Here is a 24412-nt window from a genome sequence, read left to right on the forward strand (position 1 = left end):
ATCCTGTCGGGTGCTGAACGCGAGGATACCGCACGATGAACCAGTCAGCATTGCTTCGCCCGGATTGGACTCCGGCTACCGTTGCCTTGATGATCCTCGGCTTCATGGTTTTCTGGCCTCTGGGGCTGGCCATGCTTGCCTACATCATCTTCGGCGAGCGGCTGCGTGGCTTCAAGCGTGACGTCAACCAGGCAACGGATGGCTTCTTTGCAGGCTGCCGCCGTTCGCATGGCCGTCACCGCCCGCATTTCTCGACGGGCAACGTCGCCTTCGACGATTGGCGCAAGGCCGAACTCGATCGCATCGAGGAGGAGCGCCGCAAGCTAGATGAAATGCGTGAGGAATTCGATTCCTACCTGCGCGAGCTTCGCCGCGCCAAGGATCAGGAAGAGTTCGACCGCTTCATGCGCGATCGCAAGAACGGTCGACGCGACGACAATGGACCGGTCGCCGAATACCAGACGCCGTAAGCAGATCACAGAAAATCTACGGCCGGCATCGCTTCTGATGCCGGTTTTTCTTTGCCCGGATTTCTGCCGAATCGTATAGAAAACTCCTATGTTTCCGCTCCCGAAGATCCGCCGTGCGACGAGAAAACCGGCCCCGCCTGAAAAGCGGACGCTGGATGTCGCCGGCCGCCTCATGCCCTTGACGATCAAGCAGCATGATCGGGCGACCCGGATCACCCTTCGTATCGAGCCAGGCGGCCGTGCACTGAAGATGACGGTTCCGAAAGGGCTTGCCGCCCGCGAAGTCAACGCCTTCCTTGATCGGCATCAGGGCTGGCTGCTGACCAAGCTGGCGAAATTCTCGACGGATACGGGCCTGCGCGACGGCGGCGAAATTCTCTTTCGCGGTGTCAGACATCGCATCGAGCACACCGGCAGCCTGCGTGGGCTTACTGAGGCTGTCGTGCTGGACGGCAAACCTGTGCTTCGCGTCAGCGGCATGCCGGAACATATCGGCCGACGCATCGCGACATTCCTCAAGAAGGAGGCGCGCAGCGATCTCGAGAGACTGTCGCGCCTGCATGCCGGCTCCATAAAGGCACCGATCCGCTCGATTTCCATGAAGGATACCCGCAGCCGCTGGGGCTCCTGCTCCTCGGAAGGAAATCTGAGCTTCTCCTGGCGCATCGTCATGGCACCACCTTCGGTGATCGATTATCTCGCCGCCCATGAGGTTGCGCATCTGAAGGAAATGAACCACGGCCCGCACTTCTGGGCGCTCTGCAAGAAGCTTTGCCCGCACATGGAAGAGGCGAAATCCTGGCTGAAGCGTCATGGCAGCCAATTGCACGCGATAGAGTTCGAATAAGCGCTCCCGTTAAATACGGCCGGCATTGCAAATTGGCTCGACTCTTCGCTCGTTTCGTGTCACTTCGCTGCCATGAGACCGGATATCAAGATCTGCGGTTTGAAGACGCCTGAAACTGTCGAGCGCGCATTGAAGCGCGGAGCGACGCATATCGGCTTCAACTTTTTCCAGAAAAGCCCGCGTTACGTCGAGCCGGACATTGCAGGCAAGCTGGCGGAACCTGTGCGCGGCAAGGCTAAGGTCGTTGCCGTCTTGGTCGATCCGAGCAATGATGATCTTGATGAAATCGTTGCACTTCTGCGCCCTGACATGCTCCAGCTCCACGGCAGCGAGAGCCCGGAGCGCGTGCTGACCATCAAGGCGATGTACGGCATCCCTGTTATCAAGGCATTGTCGGTCCGCACCACCGACGACCTGAAGAAGGTCGAAGCCTATATTGGCATAGCTGACCGCTTCCTCTTCGACGCCAAGCCGCCGAAAGGATCTGAACTGCCAGGCGGCAACGGCGTTTCCTTTGATTGGGGTCTGCTCACCTGGCTTGACGGTAATGTCGACTACATGCTGTCAGGCGGGCTCAACAAGGCCAATGTCGGCCAGGCTCTTGCAATGACGAAGGCGCCGGGTGTCGATACCGCCTCCGGTGTCGAGAGTGCACCGGGCGTGAAGAGCCTGGAGATGATCGATGAGTTTTTCGATGCGGTTGATCAGGCATGTATGCCTGAAACGACCACAGGGAGTGTAAATTGAACGAGACGCCTAAACCGAATTCCTTCCGCGCCGGTCCGGACGAAGACGGCCGCTTCGGCATTTACGGGGGCCGCTTCGTGGCCGAAACCCTGATGCCCCTGATCCTGGATCTGCAGGAAGAATGGAACAAGGCGAAGGAAGATCCGGAATTCCAGGCGGAATTGAAGCATCTCGGCACCCATTATATAGGCCGTCCGAGCCCGCTTTATTACGCCGAACGCCTGACCCAGCATCTCGGCGGCGCCAAGATCTATTTCAAGCGCGAAGAGCTGAATCATACCGGCTCGCACAAGATCAACAATTGCATCGGCCAGATCCTGCTTGCCAAGCGCATGGGCAAGACCCGCATTATCGCCGAAACCGGTGCCGGCCAGCATGGCGTGGCTTCCGCCACCGTCGCCGCACGCTTCGGCTTTCCCTGTGTCGTCTATATGGGCGCCACCGACGTTGAGCGTCAGGCACCGAACGTTTTCCGCATGAAGCTGCTGGGTGCCGAGGTAAAGCCCGTCACGGCGGGTAGCGGCACGCTGAAGGATGCGATGAACGAGGCGCTGCGTGACTGGGTCACCAACGTCGATGACACCTATTACCTGATCGGCACGGCCGCCGGCCCGCATCCCTATCCGGAAATGGTCCGCGATTTCCAGGCCGTCATCGGCACGGAAGCTAAGCAGCAGATCCTTGAGGCCGAAGGCCGTCTGCCGGATCTCGTCATTGCTGCCGTCGGCGGCGGCTCGAATGCGATCGGCATCTTTCATCCTTTCCTCGATGATAAGGACGTCAAAATTGTCGGCGTCGAAGCCGGCGGCAAGGGCCTGCAGGGCGACGAGCACTGCGCCTCGATCACGGCCGGCTCGCCGGGCGTACTGCACGGCAACCGTACCTATCTGCTCCAGGACAATGACGGGCAGATCAAGGAAGGACATTCGATCTCGGCTGGCCTCGACTACCCCGGTATCGGCCCAGAACATTCATGGCTGAACGATATCGGCCGTGCCGAATATGTGCCGATCATGGACCATGAAGCGCTTGAAGCCTTCCAGACGCTGACGCGCCTTGAGGGCATCATTCCGGCGCTCGAGCCTTCGCATGCGCTTGCCGAAGTCATCAAGCGCGCGCCCAAGATGGGCAAGGACGAGATCATCCTGATGAACCTCTCCGGCCGCGGCGACAAGGATATCTTCACCGTCGGCAAGATCCTGGGAATGGGGCAGTAAGAAACATGACCGCACGTATGGACAAACGCTTCGCCGACCTGAAGGCGGAAGGTCGCCCGGCGCTCGTAACCTATTTCATGGGCGGCGATCCGGACTACGAAACCTCGCTCGGCATCATGAAGGCGCTGCCGGAAGCCGGCTCCGACGTTATCGAGCTCGGCATGCCCTTTTCCGATCCGATGGCCGATGGTCCCGCGATCCAGCTCGCCGGCCAGCGTGCCCTCAAGGGTGGACAGACGCTGAAGAAGACGCTGCAGCTCGCTGCCGACTTCCGCAAGACCAATGATACGACGCCGATCGTCATGATGGGTTACTACAACCCGATCTACATTTACGGCGTCGAGAAATTTCTCGATGATGCGCTGGCATCCGGTATCGATGGCCTGATCATCGTCGACCTGCCGCCGGAAATGGATGACGAGCTCTGCGTACCGGCTCTGAAGAAGGGCATCAATTTCATCCGTTTGGCTACACCGACGACGGATGAAAAGCGCTTGCCGACCGTTTTGAAGAACACCTCGGGCTTCGTCTACTATGTCTCGATGAACGGCATCACCGGTTCGGCCTTGCCGGATCCGTCGCTGATTTCGGGCGCAGTCGAGCGCATCAAGGACCATACCGATCTCCCCGTCTGCGTCGGTTTCGGCGTCAAAACGGCTGAACACGCAAAGATCATCGGTGCTTCGGCGGACGGCGTCGTCGTTGGTACCGCAATCGTCAATCAGGTGGCCAACAGCCTGACGGCAGACGGGAAGGCGACAGCGGATACGGTTCAGGCCGTTGCGACGCTGGTTCGGGGTCTTTCCACAGGAACGCGTTCGGCGCGCCTTGTTGCTGCCGAATAGTTTCCCCACATTGGCACCAGTCAATCAGGAGTATTCGAGTTGAACTGGATCACTAACTACGTTCGCCCGCGGATCAATTCCATGCTGGGCCGTCGCGAAGTGCCGGAGAACCTCTGGATCAAGTGCCCGGAAACGGGTGAGATGGTCTTTCACAAGGACTTGGAAAGCAACAAGTGGGTCATCCCCGCTTCCGGCTACCACATGAAGATGCCGGCAAAGGCGCGCCTTGCCGACCTGTTCGACAACGRCGAATACGAAGCTTTGCCGCAGCCGAAGGTCGCCCAGGATCCGCTGAAGTTCCGCGATTCCAAGAAATACAGCGATCGTCTGCGTGACAGCCGACTCAAGACCGAGCAGGAAGACACGATCGTTGCTGGTCTCGGCAGCGTCCAGGGCCTGAAGCTCGTCGCCGTCGTCCATGAATTCAACTTCATTGGCGGTTCGCTCGGCATGGCTGCCGGCGAAGCGATCGTCAAAGCCTTCGAACGAGCGATTGCGGAAAAGTGCCCGCTCGTGATGTTCCCGGCTTCGGGCGGCGCGCGCATGCAGGAAGGCATCCTGTCGCTGATGCAGCTTCCGCGTACGACGGTCGCCGTCGATTTGCTGAAGGAAGCCGGCCAGCCCTATATCGTGGTTCTGACCAATCCGACCACCGGCGGCGTGACGGCGTCCTATGCGATGCTCGGCGATATTCATCTGGCCGAGCCAGGTGCGGAAATCGGTTTTGCCGGCAAGCGCGTCATCGAGCAGACGCTGCGTGAAAAGCTTCCCGAAGGTTTTCAGACGTCGGAATATCTTCTGGAACACGGCGTGGTCGACATGGTCGTCAAACGTCACGATATCCCCGAGACGCTGGCGCGCCTGTTGAAGATCCTGACCAAAAAGCCGGCGACAGCAGCAAATGATGCCAATGGTGTGATTGCTCTGGCGGCGAGCGCCTGAGCAGCATTCTCACAGAATAGGGCGGGCCGATGACAGACAGAGGCCAGATCGCGGTGAGTGAGGCGGCGCGGGAGATCGAGAAGCTCATGGGATTGCATCCCAAGGGCTACGATTTGTCATTGGACCGCATCAGACGCCTTCTGGAAGCGCTCGGCAATCCCGAACGCAATCTTCCCCCCGTCATCCATATTGCCGGCACCAACGGCAAGGGCTCGACATCGGCTTTCTGCCGTGCGCTCCTGGAAGCGGCAGGCCACAGCGTCCATGTCCACACCTCTCCACACCTTGTAAACTGGCATGAACGCTACCGCCTTGGTGTTCCAGCTGGACGTGGACAGTTGGTCGATGATGTTGTCTTCGCCGATGCTCTGAGACGCGTGGCGAAAGCCAATGATGGTGAGAAGATCACCGTCTTTGAAATCCTGACTGCAGTCACTTTCATTCTTTTCTCCGAACATCCGGCCGATGCCGCCATTATCGAGGTAGGCCTCGGCGGTCGTTTTGACGCGACGAACGTGATCGAAGACCCTGCCGTTTCAGTCATCATGCCGATTTCGCTGGATCATCAGCCCTATCTCGGCGACCGGGTGGAACTGATCGCTGCGGAAAAGGCCGGCATCATGAAGCGCGGGCATCCCGTCGTCATCGGCCATCAGGAATATGACGCGGCGCTCGACGTGCTGATGTCGACCGCCGAGCGGCTGAACTGCCCGAGTGCCGTCTTCGGTCAGGATTTCATCGCCTATGAGGAATATCGCCGGCTGATCTATCAGGATGAGTTCGGCCTGGCGGATCTGCCTTTGCCGCGCCTTCCCGGTCGCCATCAATATGCCAATGCCGCTGCCGCCATCCGCGCCGTCAAAGCCGCGGGCTTTACCGTCACTGAGCCGATGATGGAAAAGGCGATGGAAACGGTGGAGTGGCCCGGCCGTCTTCAGAAATTGACGGAAGGCAGGCTTTTGAGCCATGCACCGGCACGGTCGGAAATCTGGGTCGACGGCGGCCACAACCCGGGTGCGGGTGAAGTGATCGCCGAAGCCATGGCGAATTGCGAAGAGCGCCAGTCCCGCCCGCTGTTCCTGATATCGGGCATGATCAATACCAAGGATCCAGTCGGCTATTTCAAGGCCTTCGCCGACCTGGCAGAGAAGATCTATTGCGTACCGATCCGCGGCAGCGAAGCGATGATAGATCCGGTGATCCTGGCCCATGCCGCGTATGACGCCGGCCTCGTGGCCGAACCAATGTCATCGGTCATCGATGCCCTGGATGCCATCGCTTCGACCATCGACCCTGAGGCACCTCCACCGCGTATCCTTATTGGCGGCTCACTTTATCTCGTCGGCGACGTACTGGCGGAAAACGGTACACCCCCCAAATGAAAAAGCCCGGCAAATGCCGGGCTTTTCGTGTCGAACTGTCGATATCGTCAGGCTGCGCTGGAAATCCAGTTGGAAAGGGCCGTCTTCGGCTTTGCGCCGATGGAGATGTCGGCAACTTCGCCGCCCTTGAAGATTGCAAGCGTCGGGATCGAGCGAACACCGAACTGAGCGGCCAGTTCCGGGTTTTCATCGATATTGAGCTTGGCGACCTTGACCTTGCCGGCGAGTTCCGTGGCGATTTCCTCGAGGCTCGGAGCAATCATTTTGCACGGACCGCACCATTCAGCCCAGAAATCGACGACGACGGGTTCTGCGGATTCCAGAACTTCCGACTGGAAATTGTTGATATCGACCTTAACGGTAGCCATAGGCTGCTCCTTTACCGGAATTTGCTGTTGAACAAGATGTGAGGGTGCGGTGCCGGAATTTCAATGTCCGATATTTCACTTTGTGTTGAGTCCCGCAAGTGCAGAAGCCAAAGCCTGTTCACTCAGCGTATGGATGGTCGCATTTTCGGTGTAGATCAGCATGCAATCGATCCGCATGGCCGGGTAGAGCGGTTTGAGGATTTCACGGTAGATGGCAAGCTGTGCCTTGTGGGAGAATGGAATCGTCTCTTCGCTCGCTGGCGGCACGCGGTTTGTTTTGTAATCCAGAATGACGACGCTGTCGGACAGGACGGCAAGACGGTCGATACGGCCGGAAACCGCATACTCCCGGCCCTCGAGCGTCAGCGTTCCCATGATCGAGATTTCCGCCTGCGCATGAACGGCGAAGACAGCATGAAGCCGTTGATCTTGTAAAAGTTTCAGAACCGAATCGATCAGGACTTGCCGTTCGGACGCCGGCCAGAATCGCGCTGCGCGCTCTGCATAACGTTTTGCCGCCTCAGCCCGCTCCTCCGCTGGAATATCGGGTAGGGCCTGCAGCATCCGGTGAATGAGGCGCCCTTTTTCAAGGGAACGATCATTGCTTTCAGGATCACTGAAGAGTGGCGAGGTCACCAGCAGGTCATCCGCCTCCTCGTCGATAATGGTTCCGGCACCGGAAGGGCTGAGCGGCCGTGGCAATTGCTTCTGTGGGGGCAGAGGGTGGAAAAGGTTCGGTGGGACCGTCTCAATGGTCACCTGCTTGGGAGCTTGATCCATCCGCTCAAAGCTGCGCTCGACCTGTGGCACACGCCAGCGCATGCCATCCCACTCTCCATCCGGGGCTGAGAAGGTTGTCTTCTGGACATGCGGATGTTCCTCGCTGAGCGCACTGGAAATCATCATATGCCATGTGTCGTTGTTCAGTCGGACACCGCGATAACCGCAGACGATCAACCGATCCGCGGCACGCGTCATCGCCACATAGAGCAGGCGCCGGTATTCCTCTTCGGCAAGAAGCTGAATACGTGCCGCATCGTTCGAGGTCACCGAATTGCCGAGATCGCTGACCGGAATCCAGACCGGTATTGGCGGCTCATCCGGGCCGGCATCGATCAGCCGAAGCTTTGGCAGATGCGTGTGCGTAAATGCCTTGGAGCCGCCGTCCACGAGGAAAACGATCGGTGCCTCAAGGCCCTTGGAGGCATGCACCGTCATGATGCGCACCTCGTTGCGGCCCTTGTCCTGCTCGCGCTTCACTTCCGGCGCTTCTAGCTCCAGCGTCGAGATAAAGGATTGCAGGCCCGGGAGACCGGATGTTTCGTGGTCGAGCGCAAAGGTCAGGAATTCGTCGATGATATCGCTGACTTCAGTGCCGAGGCGCGCCAGGAACTGCCGCCGGCCGCCGTGACTGCCGAGAACGCGCGCATAGAAGTCATGGACCGAAAGGCTTCGGGATTGAGCAAGAAAGAGCTCCAGCCTCGCAGCCGCGGCGCCAAGCCGCTCATGGCCGTCGGCGGCATATTTGCGAAGATGATGCCATACGCTTTCATTATCGCTGCGCAGTGCCGCAACGGCGAAAATATCCTCTTCCGAGAGATTGAAAAGCGGACTTTTCAGGACTGCAGCGAGCGAGAGATCATCTTCCGGCAAAAGTAGAAAACGGCCGAGCGCCATCAGATCCTGTATGGCGATATGGCTGGTCAATATCAGTCGATCCGCGCCGGCGACCGGTATATCACCGCGTCGTTTGAGTTCGCGCGTCAGCGCATTGACGAAAGCATCACGCTTGCGAACGAGAACGAGGATATCGCCGGCTTCTATAAAGCGTTCCTTGCCCTTCTCGACGATGGTTTCGCGGCCGACGAGCGTACCGATCGTATGGGCGATGCGCCGCGCCAGGATCGCTGCCGGTGCGCTTTCGGGGGTGGCGTCGAAGGGAGCGGTCCAATCCTCATCTTTCACGACGACATCGGGCACGACCATGTCCCAGAGGTCGACGGCGCCGGGATGACCTATTCGGCTGGAACGATGTACGACGGGCTCGAGGCCCAGACCGCGCGCATTTTCGGGCGGTGTGAAAATATGGTCGACGGCAAGCAGTACGTCGGAGGTGGAGCGGAAGGAAAGCGGCAGGCGAACGGTCGAAAAATCAAGACCGCTGTTCTGTACCCGCCGCTGAGTCCGCTCCTTCTCCTCGGCAAACCGTTCGGGTCGGGCACCTTGGAACGAATAGATCGACTGCTTCTCGTCGCCGACCGCAAAGAGCGTGCGGACGACGGGTCGTGAACTTTCGCCGGAGAAGAAATCTTCTGCCAGCGACTGGATGACGCTCCATTGAATGGGGCTCGTATCCTGCGCCTCGTCGACGAGGATGTGATCGATACCCTGATCGAGCTTGTAGTGGATCCACGGGCCGACGCCGCTCTTCGTAAGCAGGTCAGCGGTGCGAGTGATCAGGTCTTCGAAGTCGAGATGGCTACGCTGCCTCTTCAGTTCCTCGTAGTCCCGGTTCAGGCGATCGGCAAGCACGAGAGCAGCATGCGTGGCGGCATACATCCGCATCATTTTCAGCCGATCGCGGCAATTGACGACGTGGGCGCGAGCCGACGTTATCGCATCGGCAAGTTGCGGCGCTTCGGCAAGCATTGCCTTGACGAAGAATTGCCCGTCCGTTTTTGGTTCACCCTTTGACGTCAGGAAAACCTTCTCCAGAATCTGCGAACGCGCCGCCACATCCTGTTCGCGGCCGGCGCGACGCAGGCTTTCGGCAACATCATGCGCTTTCGCTCCCCCCTTTGTCGCGGCAAGCGACAGGTAAAGTTCCAGCGTCGCACCCGAGAGCCCCGGCAGCGGCCAATATCGGCCGGCCAGCCCTTCTTCCGTGTCGTCAGGCGAGAGGCCGAGCTTCTTGCGAAGCAAGCGATCAACGCTGCCATGCGACTCGGCCGCGAGCATGAAGCGGCGGATGGCATTTCGGTTGGCAACGATCTCGCCGAGCAGATTTTCAAGTCCGGATTCATCGCCGAGATTGAGCACATAGGCGAAGGCATCGGCGAGCTCTCGATCTTTCTCTGGGGCCGTTGCCGTCAGAAGCGAGCGTCGTGCATCGGCAAGCAGCGTCGCAGCCGCCCGGTCATCGAGAACGGAGAAATGCCCTGCGACGTTTGCTTCCAGCGGGAACTGGTGCAGCAGCGCCTCGCAGAAGGCGTGGATCGTCTGGATCTTGAGCCCGCCCGGTGTTTCGAGTGCCTTGGCAAACAGCCGTCTCGCTTCGGCAAGCTTCAGGGAATCCGGCTCACGACCTTCAATCTGCGCGATGCGTCTGGCCAGCTCCTCATCCGGAAAAATCGCCCATTCCGCCAGCCGCTCGAAAACGCGGTTCGACATTTCGGAGGCGGCGGCTTTGGTATAGGTAAGGCAGAGAATCGCGGAAGGCCGCGCACCCGCCAGCAGCAGCCGGATCACCCGCTGCGTCAGAACATGGGTCTTGCCGGAGCCGGCATTCGCCGACACCCATGCCGAACGGGCGGGATCGGAGGCGATCGCCTGCTGGATCGTCGTCCAGCTGATCCATGTGCCGGGATCATCACCCTCGGGAAGCGCGGTCGGATCAATCATCGCCACCACCTTCAGGATCGGCGGTTGCCCATTCCGCAACGCGGGCGAGATGGTCGTAGTCGCCGCCAAAATCGAATTGTTGGGCGGGAATCAGCCGCGACGTGAAGCCTTTATCACCCGACTGCAGCAGGCTCACGAATTTCACCAGCTGGTCGATCGATTCTTCGGCGAGCTGCATTGCCGATTTTGCCTTGTCGCTGTTGGCTTCCTCATTGTTGACCTTGTCGACCAGAAAGCGCGTGCCCGGCCGGAGACGGACATAGAGAAGGTCATTCGGGACAAGGCTTCCGGCATCGCGAAAGGCCCCGGCTTGAAGTGCGGCCGCCTCAAGCGCAAGCTGCGGATCCAGCAGGGCCCGGGCCTGTGTCGGAGAGGGGTTGTAGCCGGTCTTGTAGTCGATGATATCGGCGCTATTGGGCCCCTTGATATCAATGCGGTCGGCAACGCCGGTAAGCCGAATGTCGATACGCTCGAGTTCGACCCCACCCCTCACTTCCGTCAGCCTCTTCTGCACGTCGGGTTGACGTCCGGCTTCCCAGCTGAGGAAGGCCCGTGCCACTTCCCGGAAGCGCGGCCGCCAGACGGCATCGATGTGCGGCGGCAGGCTTTCCATGTCGAAGAGCTCGGTCAGGATGATCTCCATCGCCGCTGCCGCATCCGGCGTTCCTGCAATGTGGCCTTCGCGAACGAAGCGATCGATGATCTTGTGATAGAGCGTGCCACGCTCCGCCGCGCCTGGATCGCGATTGAAAGGGTCGACGGGATCAAGCCGCAGGACGCGCCGTGCATAGATCGCATAGGGGTCGCGGCGCAGCCGACCAACCTCGCTGAAGGAGTAAGATTTGGGCTGCAGGTCCCGCGGCGGCTTCGGAGAAGGCCGCTGCGCCGGCGCCTGATTGTCGCCGAGGTCGATCTGGTTCGCCCAATGAACGAAGCGCGCTCCGCGTTCGCGCAATTTTTCTTCGAAATCCTCTCCGCCGAGCGCCAGAAGCCGCTGCAGCCAGCGGGAGGCGACCGTCGGCGTCGAACCCTGACGCAGGGCGCGCGAATAGATGAGGTGGCGGGTGCCGTTCGCCATCTCGAAGTCATGCGCCAGTTGGCCGATCCGCCGTTCCGGCGGCTCCAGTCCGATCTCCGTCTTCATCATGCGGGAGACGAAGGGATTGTTGGCGGTCTGCCCCGGCCATGATCCTTCATTGAGGCTGCCGAGGATCAGCGTATCGACATTCTGCAGGCGCGCTTCCAGCGTACCGAAGATAAAGAGGCGAGGGTGGCTGAGGGCGCCGGGCTTGACGGCATGGCCGGCGGAAAGTGCCTGCATGATATCGATCCATTGCGGCCCATCCGCTTCCATCTGGCCGTCGGTATCGATGACTTCGCCAAGCAGGTTTGCCAGGGCATCGCCTGCCTCGCCGGACCAGAGGTTTGCCAGGTTGCCGCGCTCATCGGCTGCGACACGCTCCAACGCGCGACCGGTCCGTTCCGCCCATTGCGATAGCGTAAGGCCCGCCATCAGGCCGCCGCCGTCCCGCCCAGGTGCCGACGCCAGCGTCTCCACGGCACGTTCCACTTGCCGTGCCAGTGTGCGGGCCATGTCTGCCGCCCCGGATGGGAGCGATTTGCGCCAGATAGGCGCGTGCCTGTCGAGCGCCTGTTCGGAAAGCTGGTGGTCAAGCAGTGCTTCGAGCGATCCGATACCCACTTCCGCCACGCCGCCGCGCAGCGCCAGCAATTCCAGCGCTTCCGCGGCCGCAACCAGAACGCCGCGCTCCAGCCCGAAATGGGCAAGTGGATGTTTGAGCAACGAAACGATGGCGACCGGATCGCCTGGTCGCAGCGTCGCTTCCAGGAGCAGCTGCAGCAATGTGCCCTGCGGTGTCGCCGACAGCGGCGTGCCGGCTGAATCGTCTGCGAGAATGCCGAAGCGGGAAAGATCCGCCATGACCCGACGCGCGAGATTGCGATCAGGCGTAATAAGCGCAGCCCGACTTTCGCCGTCTCTGCCCGGTCGTTCCAGCGCAAGCCGCAGAGCGACAGCAATGGCCGTCGCCTCCTCGCGTTCGTTGGCGGCTTCGATCATCGATACGTCCGCGAACGCCGCCGCAACGGTTCCTTCCGGCAGGTTCTTCTTCCAATCGCCCCAGCCGCTCGTCGCGTCCGATGGCGTCAATGCGCGCGAGAGTACTTCCGCACGAGAGCGCAGATCGGCTTCCGCCTCCTCGATCGGTTGGACATCCTCGCGGGTGAGCTTCAGTCGCTTCAAAAGAACCGAAAGACCATACTGCGGATGTGTACGGCTTGCCGGATTGGCGCGTTGACCCGGCAGGAGATCAGGGGCGACCAGACGCCAGTGTTCCTCCGGCATGGAAAGGTCGAGGCCGGGCAACACGATCACGCCTTCCGGAAGGTGTGCTACGGCGCCGATGAGATCGGCCGTGGCGGGAAGTGAACCCGTCGAACCGGCAATGATGATCGGACCGGCGGGTTTCATCGTCGAGAGACGGCCGGCCTCGGCGCGCAGGATAGCGTTGCGGTGACGGGCCGGCGAAGAGCGGCCGAGCTCGATCAGGCGTTCGGGCCAGAAGGCGCTGGCAATCTGCAGAAATTCCGCCGTCAATTGCCACCAGGCCGCATAGTCGCCTGTATCGAGCCTGCCGAGCTCCGACCATGCCAGATCCTCGGTCTCGATCGAATCGATCAGCTCTGCCAGATTGCGGGCAAGCCAGATGGCGTCTGCCGGGCTTGCCGGCGCGACAAGAGGCGATTCCGAATGGATATGCCGGACGATTTCCGGCAGCTTGTTGCGCCAGGCAAGGATCAGTCGCGCCAGTTCCAGCAAGCGCGCGGTATTGGAGAGCGGCTGCGCAAGATCGATCGTCGCCGGCAGCGCCTCGTCGAAGTAACCGCTGTCGTCGTCCGTTTCGCCGAGCGGCCGGATGACCGGCAGGATCGCCGAACGGCCGCCAAGCAGATCGACGAATTCCGAGCGCAGCACGCGCACGGCGCGCCGGGTCGGCAGGTAGATCGTCACCTTGGCAAGCGACAACGGATCGGATGGATCATGCCGGAAGAGCGGTGTCAGGCGTCCATCACAGAGCGAACTTGCCAGCGTCTTCAGAAAGGGAAGACCAGAAGGAATTGTCAGAATGCGTGGCCTGTGCCGTTCCGTCATGCCTCACGCAAACGTCCGGAACCGCCGGATCGTCTCCTCCGCATCGTCAATTGCATCAGGCGTGCCGACCGTCAGCCAATGGCCTTCCATCATCATGCCGAAAAGCCGGCCGCGAGCGATCGCCTTGTCGAAATAGATATTCAGGTTGAAAGCATCTTGGGGCGCATCGTCAAGCAGCGTGGGGCTCATGACGATAGCGCCGGCATAGACGACCGGATTTGAGGGATCGTCGCGATATCGTGTCAGTCTGCCGTCAGAAGCCAGGCTGAAATCGTTCTTGCCGTTATGGCCGGTCGTGTCTTCAATGCGCACGCAGAGCAGCGCCATGTCCATATGTTCGGCATCGAAGAATCCGGCTAAACGCCGCAGATTGCTCGGTCGGTCTGCTGGTTCGCCGATCCAGAAAAGGTCGGCGTTCATGACGAATACCGGCTCTCGATCCAGCAGTTTCAGGCCCTTTGCCAGGCCTCCACCGGAGTTCATCAGCGCATCGCGTTCATCGGAAACGAGAATATCCAGCCCGCGATAGTTTTGAAGGTGCGCTTCCATCTGATCGGCAAAATGATGGACATTGATCGCAGCCTGTTCGACCCCGGCCTCGACAAGCGAATCCAGCGTATAGTCGATCATCGGCTTTCCACCGATCTTCACCAGAGGCTTCGGAATCGTGTCGGTAATCGGGCGCATGCGGGTTCCGAGGCCCGCGGCCAGTACCATGGCTTGTCTGACGGTCATGCTTGTCCGGATTTATGATTCGACTGGCAGTATTCCAGCCCTTGTGCACCATTCGCGCAAGGGGGCAAGTGCCTCGTGTTCCAGCGCCGCCTTGAGATAGGAAAGCGTGCGCGGCATATGCTGGAGATAGCCGGGCTTACCATCGCGCTGCAATAGCCGCACCCAGAGACCGGCGAGCTTGCAGTTGCGCTGCGCCGACATGATGGCCCATGCCTTCATGAAGCCGGTTTCGTCGAAACCGCCATGCGCGCGCCGCAAGGAAAGATAGTCGTCCATCAACTGTCGGCAGAGATCCGGTTCGATCGTGACGCGGGCATCTTGAACGATGGAGGCGAGGTCATAGGCCGTCGGCCCGATCATCGCATCCTGGAAGTCGATAATGCCGATCTTGCGGATGCCGCTCTCATGCTCGCGCCAGATGATATTGGGCGAATGGAAGTCGCGCAGCAGCAGGTTTTTTTCGGCCGATTTCAGCTCGTCGATCAGATTGTCCCAGATTGCCAGATACTCGTCCCGCTCGGTATCCGTCGGTCCCGTGCCGCGCCTCCAGGCCATATGCCAGTCGAGCACAAGCCGCACCTCCATCTTCATGGCGACGCGGTCGAAATCCGGAATGTGATGCGTGTGCGTAGCCGAAACCGGGATATCCTGCGGGATTTTCATCGAGTGGAGATGGGCAAGGCAGGCGACGCTTTCGCGGTAGCGCTCGAGGATCGGCCGGCCTTCGTCATCGAGGACACCGTCCGTGCCCAGATCCTCGATCAGCAGGATGCCTTGCTCGTAGTCGACCTTTTCGATTTCCGGGGTCGCGAAACCGCGCTCGCGCAACGTCTCGCCGATGGCAACGAAAGGATAGGCGTCCTGCGCAAGATGCGCGACCTTGGGATAGGACCTGCCTTCATAGATTGGGGGGCCTTCCGGAGGGGGCCGCCAATCCATGAGGATTTTCCGTGAGCCGTCGCTGAGGCGGAAATATTCATAGGCGCGAAGTGAAGCATCGCCGGTCAGGAACCGCCGTTCCGCATCGCCGTAGCCGGCGTCAATGAGGAAGCGGCGGATCGCGAGCACACGGTGGATTCGGGCCAGAGCCTTCTCCGGTGCCGTGATTGTCGCACGACGGCCGGCACCTTCATGCTCCAGCCGCAACGAGATGCGCGATGCCGGCAGCTCGCCTTCTGCCATTTCGGGCCATTCGACGATGCAGATGCCGTGCTCAAGCGCCTCGTCGAAACCGAGCTCTGTCAGTTCCGAGGCATCGCCAAGCCGATAAAGATCGAAATGCGAAACGGGAATGCGCAGATCGTAAGATTGCACCAGCGTGAAAGTCGGGCTCGGAACTTCAAGCCCGCCATCATCGGCCATGGCGCGTAGAAAAGCTCGCGCCAGCGAGGATTTTCCGGCGCCCAGATCGCCGGATAGTGCCAGGCAATCGCCGGCTTTCAGCGCCAGCGCCAGATCATTGCCAAGACGAAGGGTTGCCGCATCGTCTTCCAGAAAAAGCGAGATGATGTCGCCTTGCGTCATTCGGCGGCGACGGAATGGGGCAGGTTGATGGAAGGGATGCGGCAGGTCACCGTCGTTCCCTTGCCGGGTTCGCTGTCGATGCTGACCTCGCCATTGTGCAGGCTGACGAAGCTGTCGACGATCGAAAGGCCAAGCCCGGCACCACCGCGCTTCCCGCTCTTCGCGCCGGTTGCGAAGCGGTCGAAGACGGTCGCGATCATATCGGGCGAAATGCCGGGGCCGCGATCCCGGACGGAGAAGACGAAATCCGTACCCTCGCGACGGCATTCGAGTGCGATCGATGCGCCCTCCGGCGAGAAATTGGCGGCATTGGCCAGAAGTTTCAGCAGGATCTGCTTCAGCCGCTGCGGATCGGCAACGATCGACCCCAGATAGGCTGGAGCGGTGATCTCCAGCGAGACGCCGCTTTCCTGCAGTCGGTCGGCGATCTGCATGGAGACGTCGTCGAGAAGATCGGCGAGATCGATTTCAGCATAGTTCAGCCGCATGATCCCGGCATCGACGGTCGCAAGATCGAGGATGTCGTTGACGAGCGTCAGCAGCACCGAGGATGAGGTGGCGATATGGTCGATGTATTCGGCCTGCCGCTCGTTCAGCGGGCCGACGCCCGGCGTGCGCAAGAGATCGGTGAAGCCGATGATGTTCGTCAGCGGCGAGCGCAGCTCATAGGAGACGTGCTGCACGAAATCGTTCTTCAGCTCGTCCGCCTTACGCAGCGCCTCGTTCTTTTCCGTCAACGCGCGCTCGGCGCGAACGCTGTCCGTCATGTTGACGAAGGTCAGCATGGTCTGTGCGTTCGGCAGCGGGATCACTGCGAAGTCGAGAACGAGACCGGACAGCAATTCGAGCGTTCCCTGGCTGGAGCGGCGCTCGTCGTCGAAGCTGGTAATCAGCTCCGCAAAGGTCTTCCAGCCATCGGGCTGGTCATAGGACGGGGCACAAGCCTCGCCGATGCCGCGGATATGGGTGCCGGGCTTGGCTTCAGTCTCTGTGATGCCCCAGAGCGCCCGGAAGGCCGGGTTGGAGAGGCGGATACGGCCGTCTGGCCCAAAGACCGCAACGCCTTCCGAAAGGTGGTCGATCGTCTCGCCCTGTACCTTCACCAGCGTATTGTAGCGCGTTTCGAGATCGACCTGCTCGGTCAGGTTCTCGAAGACCCACGTCGCGCCTCCCTGTGGGTGCGCGGTCGCAAAGACGCGCAGCGTCTGCCCGTTCGGCAGGTGCCAGAGGTCGGATTGCGTATCGAGCGAACGATAAACGGAGAGTGCCGTTTCCTTCCACGATTTCCAGTTCAGTTGGTCCGGCAGTTTCTTGGCTGCGCGAAGGCGTTCTAGAAGCTCGCTATTGTCAGGCTTGCTCTCGAGGAACGCGATGTCGAGCTCCCAGAGCGCGACGAAGGCCTGGTTGTAGAATTGCAGCCGGCGGTCACCGTCGAAAATGGCGACCGGTGTCGCCAGATGATCGAGCGTTTCCGCATGGCTTTTGAGCGTCCGTTCCAGTTCGGCGCGAACCGCTTCGACATCGGAGACATCGACGGCAATGCCGGCGGAGCCGCTGGGGACCTTTACGTCGACTACGTCGAAGAACGTGCGATTGCCGCGAACGACTGTCGAAATCGTATCGTGGAAAGGCGATTCCGGCGTTGCCGTGGCGCGGATACGCTCACGGGCGACAGTCGTCAGGATTTCGCGGCCTTCATTGACAGCCTGCTGGGGCGATTGTGCCTCGACGGCATCGCCATAGGCATGGTTCACCCAGGTCAGGCGGCCGCCGGTATCACGCTGCCAGGCCGGCATATCGATTGCATCGAGCATGGTCTGGAAGGCGGAGATCGACGTCATCAGCCGATCGCGTTCAATCTTCAGTTCTGCGAGCTCGGCGCGCAGATTGTTGAGCGCCACGAAGCGCACGAAGGCGCGGCCGCCGGAAACCCGGCCTTGAGCTTCGATTACCTCGTCCCTGATGGTCTCGATCACAATGTCGAAACTCTCGGCCTGCTCACGGAGTCGACCGACCGACCGCTCCAGCTCGGCAGCCGATCGCGCCTTCAGCCAGAGGCCGAAGGCAAGGAATTCATTATCCTGTGGGGCGCCGGTCTCCGGTGGAAGCTGACCGAGGAGCTCCGGCCGGGCGACACCGTCCCAGATCACGATGCGCCGGTTCTTGTCGGCAATCAGTGCCTGATATTGGGAGATACGCTGCTGTGCATCCGAAAGCGCCGAGCGAATCTCCCGGCTTTCATTTTCGAGATTGCCGCGTTGTCGCACCAGCCACAGCGTGGAAAGCAATGCAGCCGAAATGACACCAATGACGACAGAAAGTCCGACAACCTGCGAAGACGTGAAAAGATGTGCAGAGGCGCCGATACCCGGCTGCGCCTGCGCCAGAGCCGGCCAAGCCGGTATGATGACTGCAGTGCTTGCAGCGCACAGCTTTGCAATACGTGCCAAGGACCAATACTTTTGCCTTGCGGTCACAGTGACCGTGGCAAACCCATATTTTTGGCCTGCCTGAAGCGGACGGTCAGCAGCATATGCGCGACCTTCCGCCTGGCTGTGCAGGCTGTGTTTCATTTCCGACATCGGCGGTATGTCTCCGTCCTTTAATGTGCCGCATCACGACAAGACATCCCATTTTCGCGGAAAACGGAGAGCTCCGAAGCCACGAATCAAGTCTTAAAACAATACTTCGTTAGGGAATCGTCGGAAAGAGCGCGCCCAAAAAATAAGCCCCGGCATTTGTCAATGCCGAGGCCACCACATCTTGTGGATATCGAAGATGAAATCAGTATCTGTAGTGGTCAGCCTTGAACGGGCCCTGTGGCTTCACGCCGATATAGGCAGCCTGCTCTTCGCTGAGCTGGGTAAGCTTCACGCCGAGCTTGTCGAGATGAAGACGGGCAACCTTTTCGTCGAGGTGCTTCGGCAGGATGTAGACCTTGCTTTCGTACTGGCGGGGCTTGGTGAAGAGCTCGATCTGCGCCAGTGTCTGGTTGGTGAACGAGGCCGACATGACGAAGGACGGATGACCCGTTGCGTTGCCGAGGTTCAAGAGGCGGCCTTCGGAGAGAAGGATGATGCGGTTGCCCTTCGGGAACTCGATCAGGTCGACCTGCGGCTTGACGTTAGTCCACTTCAGGTTACGCAGTGCTGCAACTTCGATCTCGTTGTCGAAGTGGCCGATGTTGCCGACGATCGCCATATCCTTCATCTGACGCATGTGGTCGATGCGGATAACGTCCTTGTTGCCTGTCGTGGTGATGAAGATGTCGGCCGAGGAAACGACGTCCTCGAGCAGAACGACTTCATAGCCGTCCATGGCAGCCTGCAGGGCGCAGATCGGATCGGCTTCGGTGACCTTGACGCGGGCGCCGGCGCCGGAAAGCGAAGCGGCAGAACCCTTGCCCACGTCGCCGTAACCGCAGACGACGGCAACCTTGCCGGCCATCATGACGTCGGTGCCGCGACGAATGCCGTCGACCAGCGATTCCTTGCAGCCATACTTGTTGTCGAACTTCGACTTGGTGACGGAGTCGTTGACGTTGATCGCCGGGAAGGGCAGCAGGCCCTTCTGGCTGAGCTGGTAGAGGCGGTTGACGCCCGTCGTGGTCTCTTCGGTCACGCCCTTGATGGCGTCGCGCTGCTTGGTGAACCAGCCGGGCGAAGCGGCAAGGCGCTTCTTGATCTGGGCGAAGAGGATTTCCTCTTCTTCGGAATGCGGGTTGGAAAGAACGTCCTCACCGGCTTCGGCACGAGCGCCGAGCAGGATGTACATGGTGGCATCGCCACCATCATCGAGGATCATGTTGGAGAAGCCGCCATCGGCCCACTGGAAGATCTTGTCGGTGTAAACCCAATAATCCTCAAGAGACTCGCCCTTGATGGCAAAAACCGGAACGCCGGAAGCGGCGATCGCTGCAGCGGCATGGTCCTGCGTCGAGAAGATGTTGCACGAAGCCCAGCGAACTTCGGCGCCGAGCGCGACCAGCGTCTCGATGAGAACGGCGGTCTGGATCGTCATGTGCAGCGAGCCGGTGATACGCGCGCCCTTCAGCGGCTTGGATTCACCGAATTCGGCGCGGCAGGACATGAGGCCGGGCATTTCGGTTTCGGCGATGGTGATTTCCTTGCGGCCGAAATCTGCAAGGCCGATATCGGCGACAACGTAATCTTTCTCAGTGCTCATTGGGCTCTCCAGGCTGAAACGTCTCAAAAACATCGCAAGGACGCGACGATGACCGCAACGGATCGAACGCGTGCGAAATGCACGTCATGCCCGCCGTTTATCAGGCTTCAGCCGGGAAGGCAACGGGGATATAAAGAAGTCTTTATATCTTTATATGGCGCTGAAGATCAGATCTCTTCGCCGAACTTGTTTTGGATAAGCTGATCGAGGGCCTCAAGCGCTTCGACAGCCTGATTGCCCGTCGCCGAGACGAGGACGCTTGAGCCGGGACTTGCCGCGAGCATCATGAGGCCCATGATGGAGGTGCCGCCAACCGTCATGCCGTCTTTCGAAACGGTGATCGTTGCATCGAAGGCATCGACCGTCTGGACGAATTTTGCCGAAGCACGCGCATGCAAACCGCGTTTGTTGATGATGAGGAGTTCCCGGGAGAGCGGTGTCATGGGGGCTTTTTACTTTCCGCTCAGGACCCGGCTTGCAACGTTGATATATTTGCGGCCTGCCTCGGAAGCCTCCGCAAGCGCCTTTTCCATGTTGTTCTCACCGCGCACGCCGGCGAGCTTGATCAGCATCGGCAGGTTGACGCCGGCAATAACTTCGGTGTGGCCGCTGCTCATGACAGAGATTGCAAGATTGGAAGGGGTACCGCCGAACATGTCGGTCAGAATGACGACGCCATGGCCGTCGTCTGCGCCGGAAACAGCTTCGAGAATGTCCTGTCGTCTTTGGTCCATATCGTCTTCCGGTCCGATGCAGACCGTTTCGATGAATTTCTGAGGACCGACGACGTGCTCTACAGCATGACGAAACTCTTCAGCCAGCTTGCCATGAGTGACAAGCACAAGTCCGATCATGATATTACTGCTCCCATGGCATACGCAAACCGTGGCCCCAATATCGCAACGCAGCAATTACGTCCACCGGTGGGGGCACATCTTGGCGATCAAAAGCCGAAGTGCAAGATAAAAATACAAACATGGAGGTCGTATCGGGCGCTCCGGAAGGCCTCAACTTCCGATTTTCGGCGCTTTTGCCATCAACACGGCAAGAGGCAAGGGAAGATTGGGCAGCAATCGCAATACGGGCAACTCGAAACCCTCGGCAAGAACGACGGTTTCTCCGTCCGCAGGCAGCCGGTTTTCTCCTGTTGCGCTGGCCGGCAGGATCGCAAAATGCATCTCTGCCTGGTCAATATGGTCGTGCTTGACGATCCCGGTGCCGCGCAACTCGATGAGGCCGGCAATAGCGGGCGGACAGGCGGCAGTGATTGCCCCGCCCTGTTTCGAAAGAAATACCTGATCATCGGCCACGAGAACAGAAGAAACACCCTGCCGTCGCGCCTCCGCCATGCAGGTAAAAGCCGTCATCGACTTGCCCCAGCCGGAGGGGCCGGTGAAAAGAAGGCCGGTCCTTCCGATGACGATTGCTGTGGCGTGGATGTTGATCATGTCGCGGAATCGGCGGGAAGCGCAAGGATGAAGCGCGCGCCAAGCAATTTTCCGTCCTCGTCATCGACGATGTTTTCGGCTCGCAACGAACCGCCATGCGCCTCGGCGATCTGCCGGCTGATGGAAAGCCCAAGGCCGGAATTCTGGCCGAAGCCTTCGGATTCAGGCCTGTCTGTATAAAACCGTTCGAAGATGCGGTCGATATTCTCTGCCTGGATGCCGGGACCATTGTCTTCGATATAAACGACGCAACGGGAGCGGGTACGGACAAGGCGCACGGTGATCTTGCCGTTCTGCTCCGGAACGAAGGAGCGGGCATTTTCGATCAGGTTGGTGATGATCTGGCCGATGCGCAGGTCATGCCCTTTAACGACAAAGCGAGTCTTGACGTTCGGCTTGCGATCGACGGCATACTCGATCTCGACCTTCTTCTTGGTGCTGCGAATCTGGCGCGACACGTCGATGAGATCGCGCAGAAATACCTCGAGATCGACCGAGCCGGCATCGACGCGCGCAAGCTCGGCATCGAGACGGGATGCGTCGGAAATATCGCTGATCAGGCGATCGAGGCGGCGGACGTCGTGCTGGATGACATCCATCAGCCGCTTCTTGGAATCGTCGGATTTGGCGAGCGGCAGTGTTTCGACAGCGCTTCGCAGCGAGGTCAGCGGATTCTTGAGCTCATGGCTGACATCGGCCGCAAAACTCTCGATCGCATCGATGCGGTCGTAGAGGGCCGTCGTCATCTCGCGCAGAGCGATGGAAAGGTTGCCGATTTCATCCTGACGTACGGAAAAGTCAGGAATCTCCTCGCGTTCCTTGGCGCCGCGGCGCACCCGGATCGCGGCCGCCGAAAGCCGGCGCAGCGGATTGGCGATGGTCGAAGAGAGTACGAGCGACAAGAGGACGTTCACGAGCGTTGCGACACCGAAGACGCGCATGATGGCAAGGCGTTCCGCATGCACGATATTGTCGATATCGCCGGCCTGCGTCGACAGCAGCAGCACGCCGAGTACGGCCCGGAAACGCTGGATCGGTACCGCAACCGAAACGATGAGCTCGCCCTTTTCCGTCGTGCGGACAACTGCGCCGCGCACGCCCGTCAGCGCATTCATCACTTCGGGATAGATGGAACCGTCACCACCTGGCGCTTCCTTGTAAACAGGAAGATTGCCCGGTTGCAGTGCCTTGTTGAAGAGGGCCGTGAACCATTCGCCCCAGGTCTGTTTTTCCTCTTCCACCGGCGGCAGATCGAAACGCAGAACCTGGCCACGGGAATAGAGGTGACGGGAATCGAGCAGCAGATTGGCGTCGGCATCGAAGATGCGAGCCCGGGTGCGGGTCGGCGAGATCAGCCGGCGCAGAACGGGCGCCACCTTTTCCGGGTCGATCGGAAATTCGAGATCCTCGTCGTTTGGCACCGGTGTAATGCTCTGGCCGGCCTGCAGTTCGAGCAGCTTCTGCGGATCGATGGTGATCGAGTTCGTGTCGACCGAGGCCGATGCCGACACGGCACCGGCGATAATTTCGCCCTGCGTGAGCAGGCTCTCGACGCGCGCGTCGATCAGGCCTTCGCGGAACTGGTTGAGATAGAGAATACCGCCGACAAGGACGAGCAGAGCCGCGAGGTTGAAAAAGACGATACGGCGCGTCAGGCTGGAAAAGACGGCATTGCCGAAGATACGGCGGATCAGGGTGAAGGGATGCGACCAACGCCGACCCCTGACGCGTCGGGTGCTTACGCCCTCCGCATCATCCAGATCCCTTTCCTGCACCAACTGTGCCAATCACGGCCCTTTCGGAGGGCGGGGCCAGTTGGACCGGCCCGCCGCCCTCATTCATCTCTTCCCGCGCTTTAAAGCGTCAGGCTGCTTCGCGGAAGCGGTAACCCACACCGTAAAGCGTTTCAATCATATCAAAGTCAGTGTCGACCATCTTGAACTTCTTGCGCAGCCGCTTGATGTGGCTGTCGATGGTGCGGTCATCAACATACACCTGTTCGTCATAGGCGGCATCCATCAGGGCGTCGCGGCTTTTCACCACACCCGGACGCTGGGCCAGCGAATGCAGGATCAGGAACTCGGTGACGGTGAGGGTGACTGCCTCGCCCTTCCAGGTGCAGGTGTGGCGTTCCTGGTCCATGACCAGCTGGCCGCGTTCGAGCGAACGGGCCTGCTGAACCGCGCCCGCCTTCGGCGTGCCGACGGTGGCGACGCCGCCAGCTGCGGCTGCCTCACGGCTCGACGCGCGGCGCAGAACGGCGCGAACACGCTCGACCAGCAGACGCTGCGAAAAAGGCTTGGTAATGAAATCGTCGGCGCCCATCTTCAGGCCGAAGAGCTCATCGATCTCCTCATCCTTGGAGGTGAGGAAGATAACGGGCATGTCCGATTTCTGGCGAAGGCGGCGCAGCAGCTCCATGCCGTCCATTCGTGGCATCTTGATATCGAAGATTGCTAGCTGCGGCGGGCGAGCGAGCAGACCATCCAGCGCTGAAGCGCCATCCGTATAGGTCTCGACCTTATATCCTTCAGCTTCCAGTGCAATCGACACGGAAGTGAGGATGTTGCGGTCGTCGTCAACGAGCGCGATTGTCGGCATGGTGTTGGTCTCCGTCATCAGTGCGCAATCTCCCGGATTGGTCGTCCCCAGGCGGTCTTCGTGACCGGGTGCGCTTATGGAGGATAAAGGTGGAACAAATTGTGGCAAAGATAAAGGGGTAGATTGCCAGCCACTGCAAGCCACAATCGACAGTAGTGCGACAAGTTGTTTCAACAGGAGGTCTTCAAACGATTTAAAAAGAATTATTGGAATTTAAATCGATTAATTATTTGATATCATTATCTTTTCTAAGATTATCCCTATTGCCATTTAAAATTTCTCCTTTTACTTTCGCGATAATTTAACGG

19 protein-coding genes are annotated in these 24412 nt (G+C 59.8%); 7 read left to right on the forward strand and 12 right to left on the reverse strand.

Annotation, left to right across the window (positions count from 1 at the left end; translation table 11 throughout):
* Positions 1–35: 35 nt before the first annotated feature.
* The 7 genes from AC1DF8_RS09405 (at position 36) to AC1DF8_RS09435 (ending at position 6450) form a co-directional block, all read left to right on the forward strand.
* Positions 36–470, forward strand: coding sequence for a DUF2852 domain-containing protein (locus AC1DF8_RS09405; protein WP_112544978.1), 435 nt, complete (start codon positions 36–38; stop codon positions 468–470).
* 88 nt (positions 471–558) lie between these two features.
* Positions 559–1317, forward strand: a complete 759-nt coding sequence (locus tag AC1DF8_RS09410) for a M48 family metallopeptidase (protein WP_478153101.1) — start codon at positions 559–561, stop codon at positions 1315–1317.
* Between the two features lie 72 nt (positions 1318–1389).
* Positions 1390–2064 (forward strand): phosphoribosylanthranilate isomerase, encoded by a 675-nt coding sequence (locus AC1DF8_RS09415; protein WP_112544980.1) that lies wholly within the window; start codon positions 1390–1392, stop codon positions 2062–2064.
* Entirely contained in the window at positions 2061–3281 is a 1221-nt protein-coding gene (trpB, locus tag AC1DF8_RS09420) for a tryptophan synthase subunit beta (protein ID WP_112544981.1), read from the forward strand. The genes AC1DF8_RS09415 and trpB overlap by 4 nt, the downstream gene beginning before the upstream one ends.
* A 5-nt stretch (positions 3282–3286) precedes the next feature.
* Positions 3287–4126 (forward strand): tryptophan synthase subunit alpha, encoded by an 840-nt coding sequence (gene trpA, locus AC1DF8_RS09425; protein WP_113145024.1) that lies wholly within the window; start codon positions 3287–3289, stop codon positions 4124–4126.
* 39 nt (positions 4127–4165) lie between these two features.
* Positions 4166–5068, forward strand: coding sequence for an acetyl-CoA carboxylase, carboxyltransferase subunit beta (gene accD / locus AC1DF8_RS09430; protein ID WP_478153104.1), 903 nt, complete (start codon positions 4166–4168; stop codon positions 5066–5068).
* A gap of 29 nt (positions 5069–5097) precedes the next feature.
* Positions 5098–6450: a bifunctional folylpolyglutamate synthase/dihydrofolate synthase gene (locus AC1DF8_RS09435; protein ID WP_478153106.1), complete on the forward strand. Its 1353-nt coding sequence runs from the start codon at positions 5098–5100 to the stop codon at positions 6448–6450.
* Between the two features lie 47 nt (positions 6451–6497).
* On the opposite strand, the gene trxA is transcribed toward AC1DF8_RS09435, so the two are convergent.
* The 12 genes from trxA to AC1DF8_RS09495 all read right to left on the reverse strand — a co-directional run bounded on the left by trxA (position 6498) and on the right by AC1DF8_RS09495 (position 24104).
* Positions 6498–6818: a thioredoxin gene (gene trxA / locus AC1DF8_RS09440; RefSeq protein ID WP_007813761.1), complete on the reverse strand. Its 321-nt coding sequence runs from the start codon at positions 6816–6818 to the stop codon at positions 6498–6500.
* 75 nt (positions 6819–6893) lie between these two features.
* The gene (gene addA, locus AC1DF8_RS09445) at positions 6894–10439 is read right to left on the reverse strand and encodes a double-strand break repair helicase AddA (protein WP_478153108.1); all 3546 of its coding nucleotides are present in this window, start codon (positions 10437–10439) and stop codon (positions 6894–6896) included.
* On the reverse strand, positions 10432–13611 hold the full coding sequence (gene addB, locus AC1DF8_RS09450) for a double-strand break repair protein AddB (RefSeq protein WP_478153110.1): 3180 nt from the start codon (positions 13609–13611) through the stop codon (positions 10432–10434). The genes addA and addB overlap by 8 nt, the downstream gene beginning before the upstream one ends.
* A 3-nt stretch (positions 13612–13614) precedes the next feature.
* The gene (locus tag AC1DF8_RS09455; RefSeq protein ID WP_112544987.1) at positions 13615–14346 is read right to left on the reverse strand and encodes a nucleotidyltransferase family protein; all 732 of its coding nucleotides are present in this window, start codon (positions 14344–14346) and stop codon (positions 13615–13617) included.
* Positions 14347–14358: 12 nt separating this feature from the next.
* A complete protein-coding gene (tsaE, locus tag AC1DF8_RS09460) occupies positions 14359–15870 on the reverse strand; it encodes a tRNA (adenosine(37)-N6)-threonylcarbamoyltransferase complex ATPase subunit type 1 TsaE (RefSeq protein WP_478153112.1) in 1512 nt (503 codons plus the stop codon).
* On the reverse strand, positions 15867–18452 hold the full coding sequence (locus AC1DF8_RS09465; protein ID WP_478153114.1) for a sensor histidine kinase: 2586 nt from the start codon (positions 18450–18452) through the stop codon (positions 15867–15869). Before AC1DF8_RS09465 ends, tsaE begins: the two co-directional genes overlap by 4 nt.
* Before the next feature lie 202 nt (positions 18453–18654).
* Entirely contained in the window at positions 18655–20055 is a 1401-nt protein-coding gene (ahcY, locus tag AC1DF8_RS09470) for an adenosylhomocysteinase (protein ID WP_478153116.1), read from the reverse strand.
* A gap of 167 nt (positions 20056–20222) precedes the next feature.
* On the reverse strand, positions 20223–20498 hold the full coding sequence (locus AC1DF8_RS09475; RefSeq protein ID WP_112544991.1) for an HPr family phosphocarrier protein: 276 nt from the start codon (positions 20496–20498) through the stop codon (positions 20223–20225).
* Between the two features lie 9 nt (positions 20499–20507).
* Positions 20508–20909: a PTS sugar transporter subunit IIA gene (locus tag AC1DF8_RS09480; protein ID WP_007813746.1), complete on the reverse strand. Its 402-nt coding sequence runs from the start codon at positions 20907–20909 to the stop codon at positions 20508–20510.
* A 153-nt stretch (positions 20910–21062) separates the two neighbouring features.
* Positions 21063–21503, reverse strand: a complete 441-nt coding sequence (locus tag AC1DF8_RS09485) for an HPr kinase/phosphorylase (RefSeq protein WP_478153119.1) — start codon at positions 21501–21503, stop codon at positions 21063–21065.
* On the reverse strand, positions 21500–23290 hold the full coding sequence (locus tag AC1DF8_RS09490; RefSeq protein ID WP_112544993.1) for a sensor histidine kinase: 1791 nt from the start codon (positions 23288–23290) through the stop codon (positions 21500–21502). The genes AC1DF8_RS09485 and AC1DF8_RS09490 overlap by 4 nt, the downstream gene beginning before the upstream one ends.
* 76 nt (positions 23291–23366) lie before the next feature.
* The gene (locus AC1DF8_RS09495) at positions 23367–24104 is read right to left on the reverse strand and encodes a response regulator transcription factor (RefSeq protein WP_210295463.1); all 738 of its coding nucleotides are present in this window, start codon (positions 24102–24104) and stop codon (positions 23367–23369) included.
* Positions 24105–24412 lie beyond the last annotated feature (308 nt).

The organism is Rhizobium sp. 05N49, from assembly GCF_056396805.1.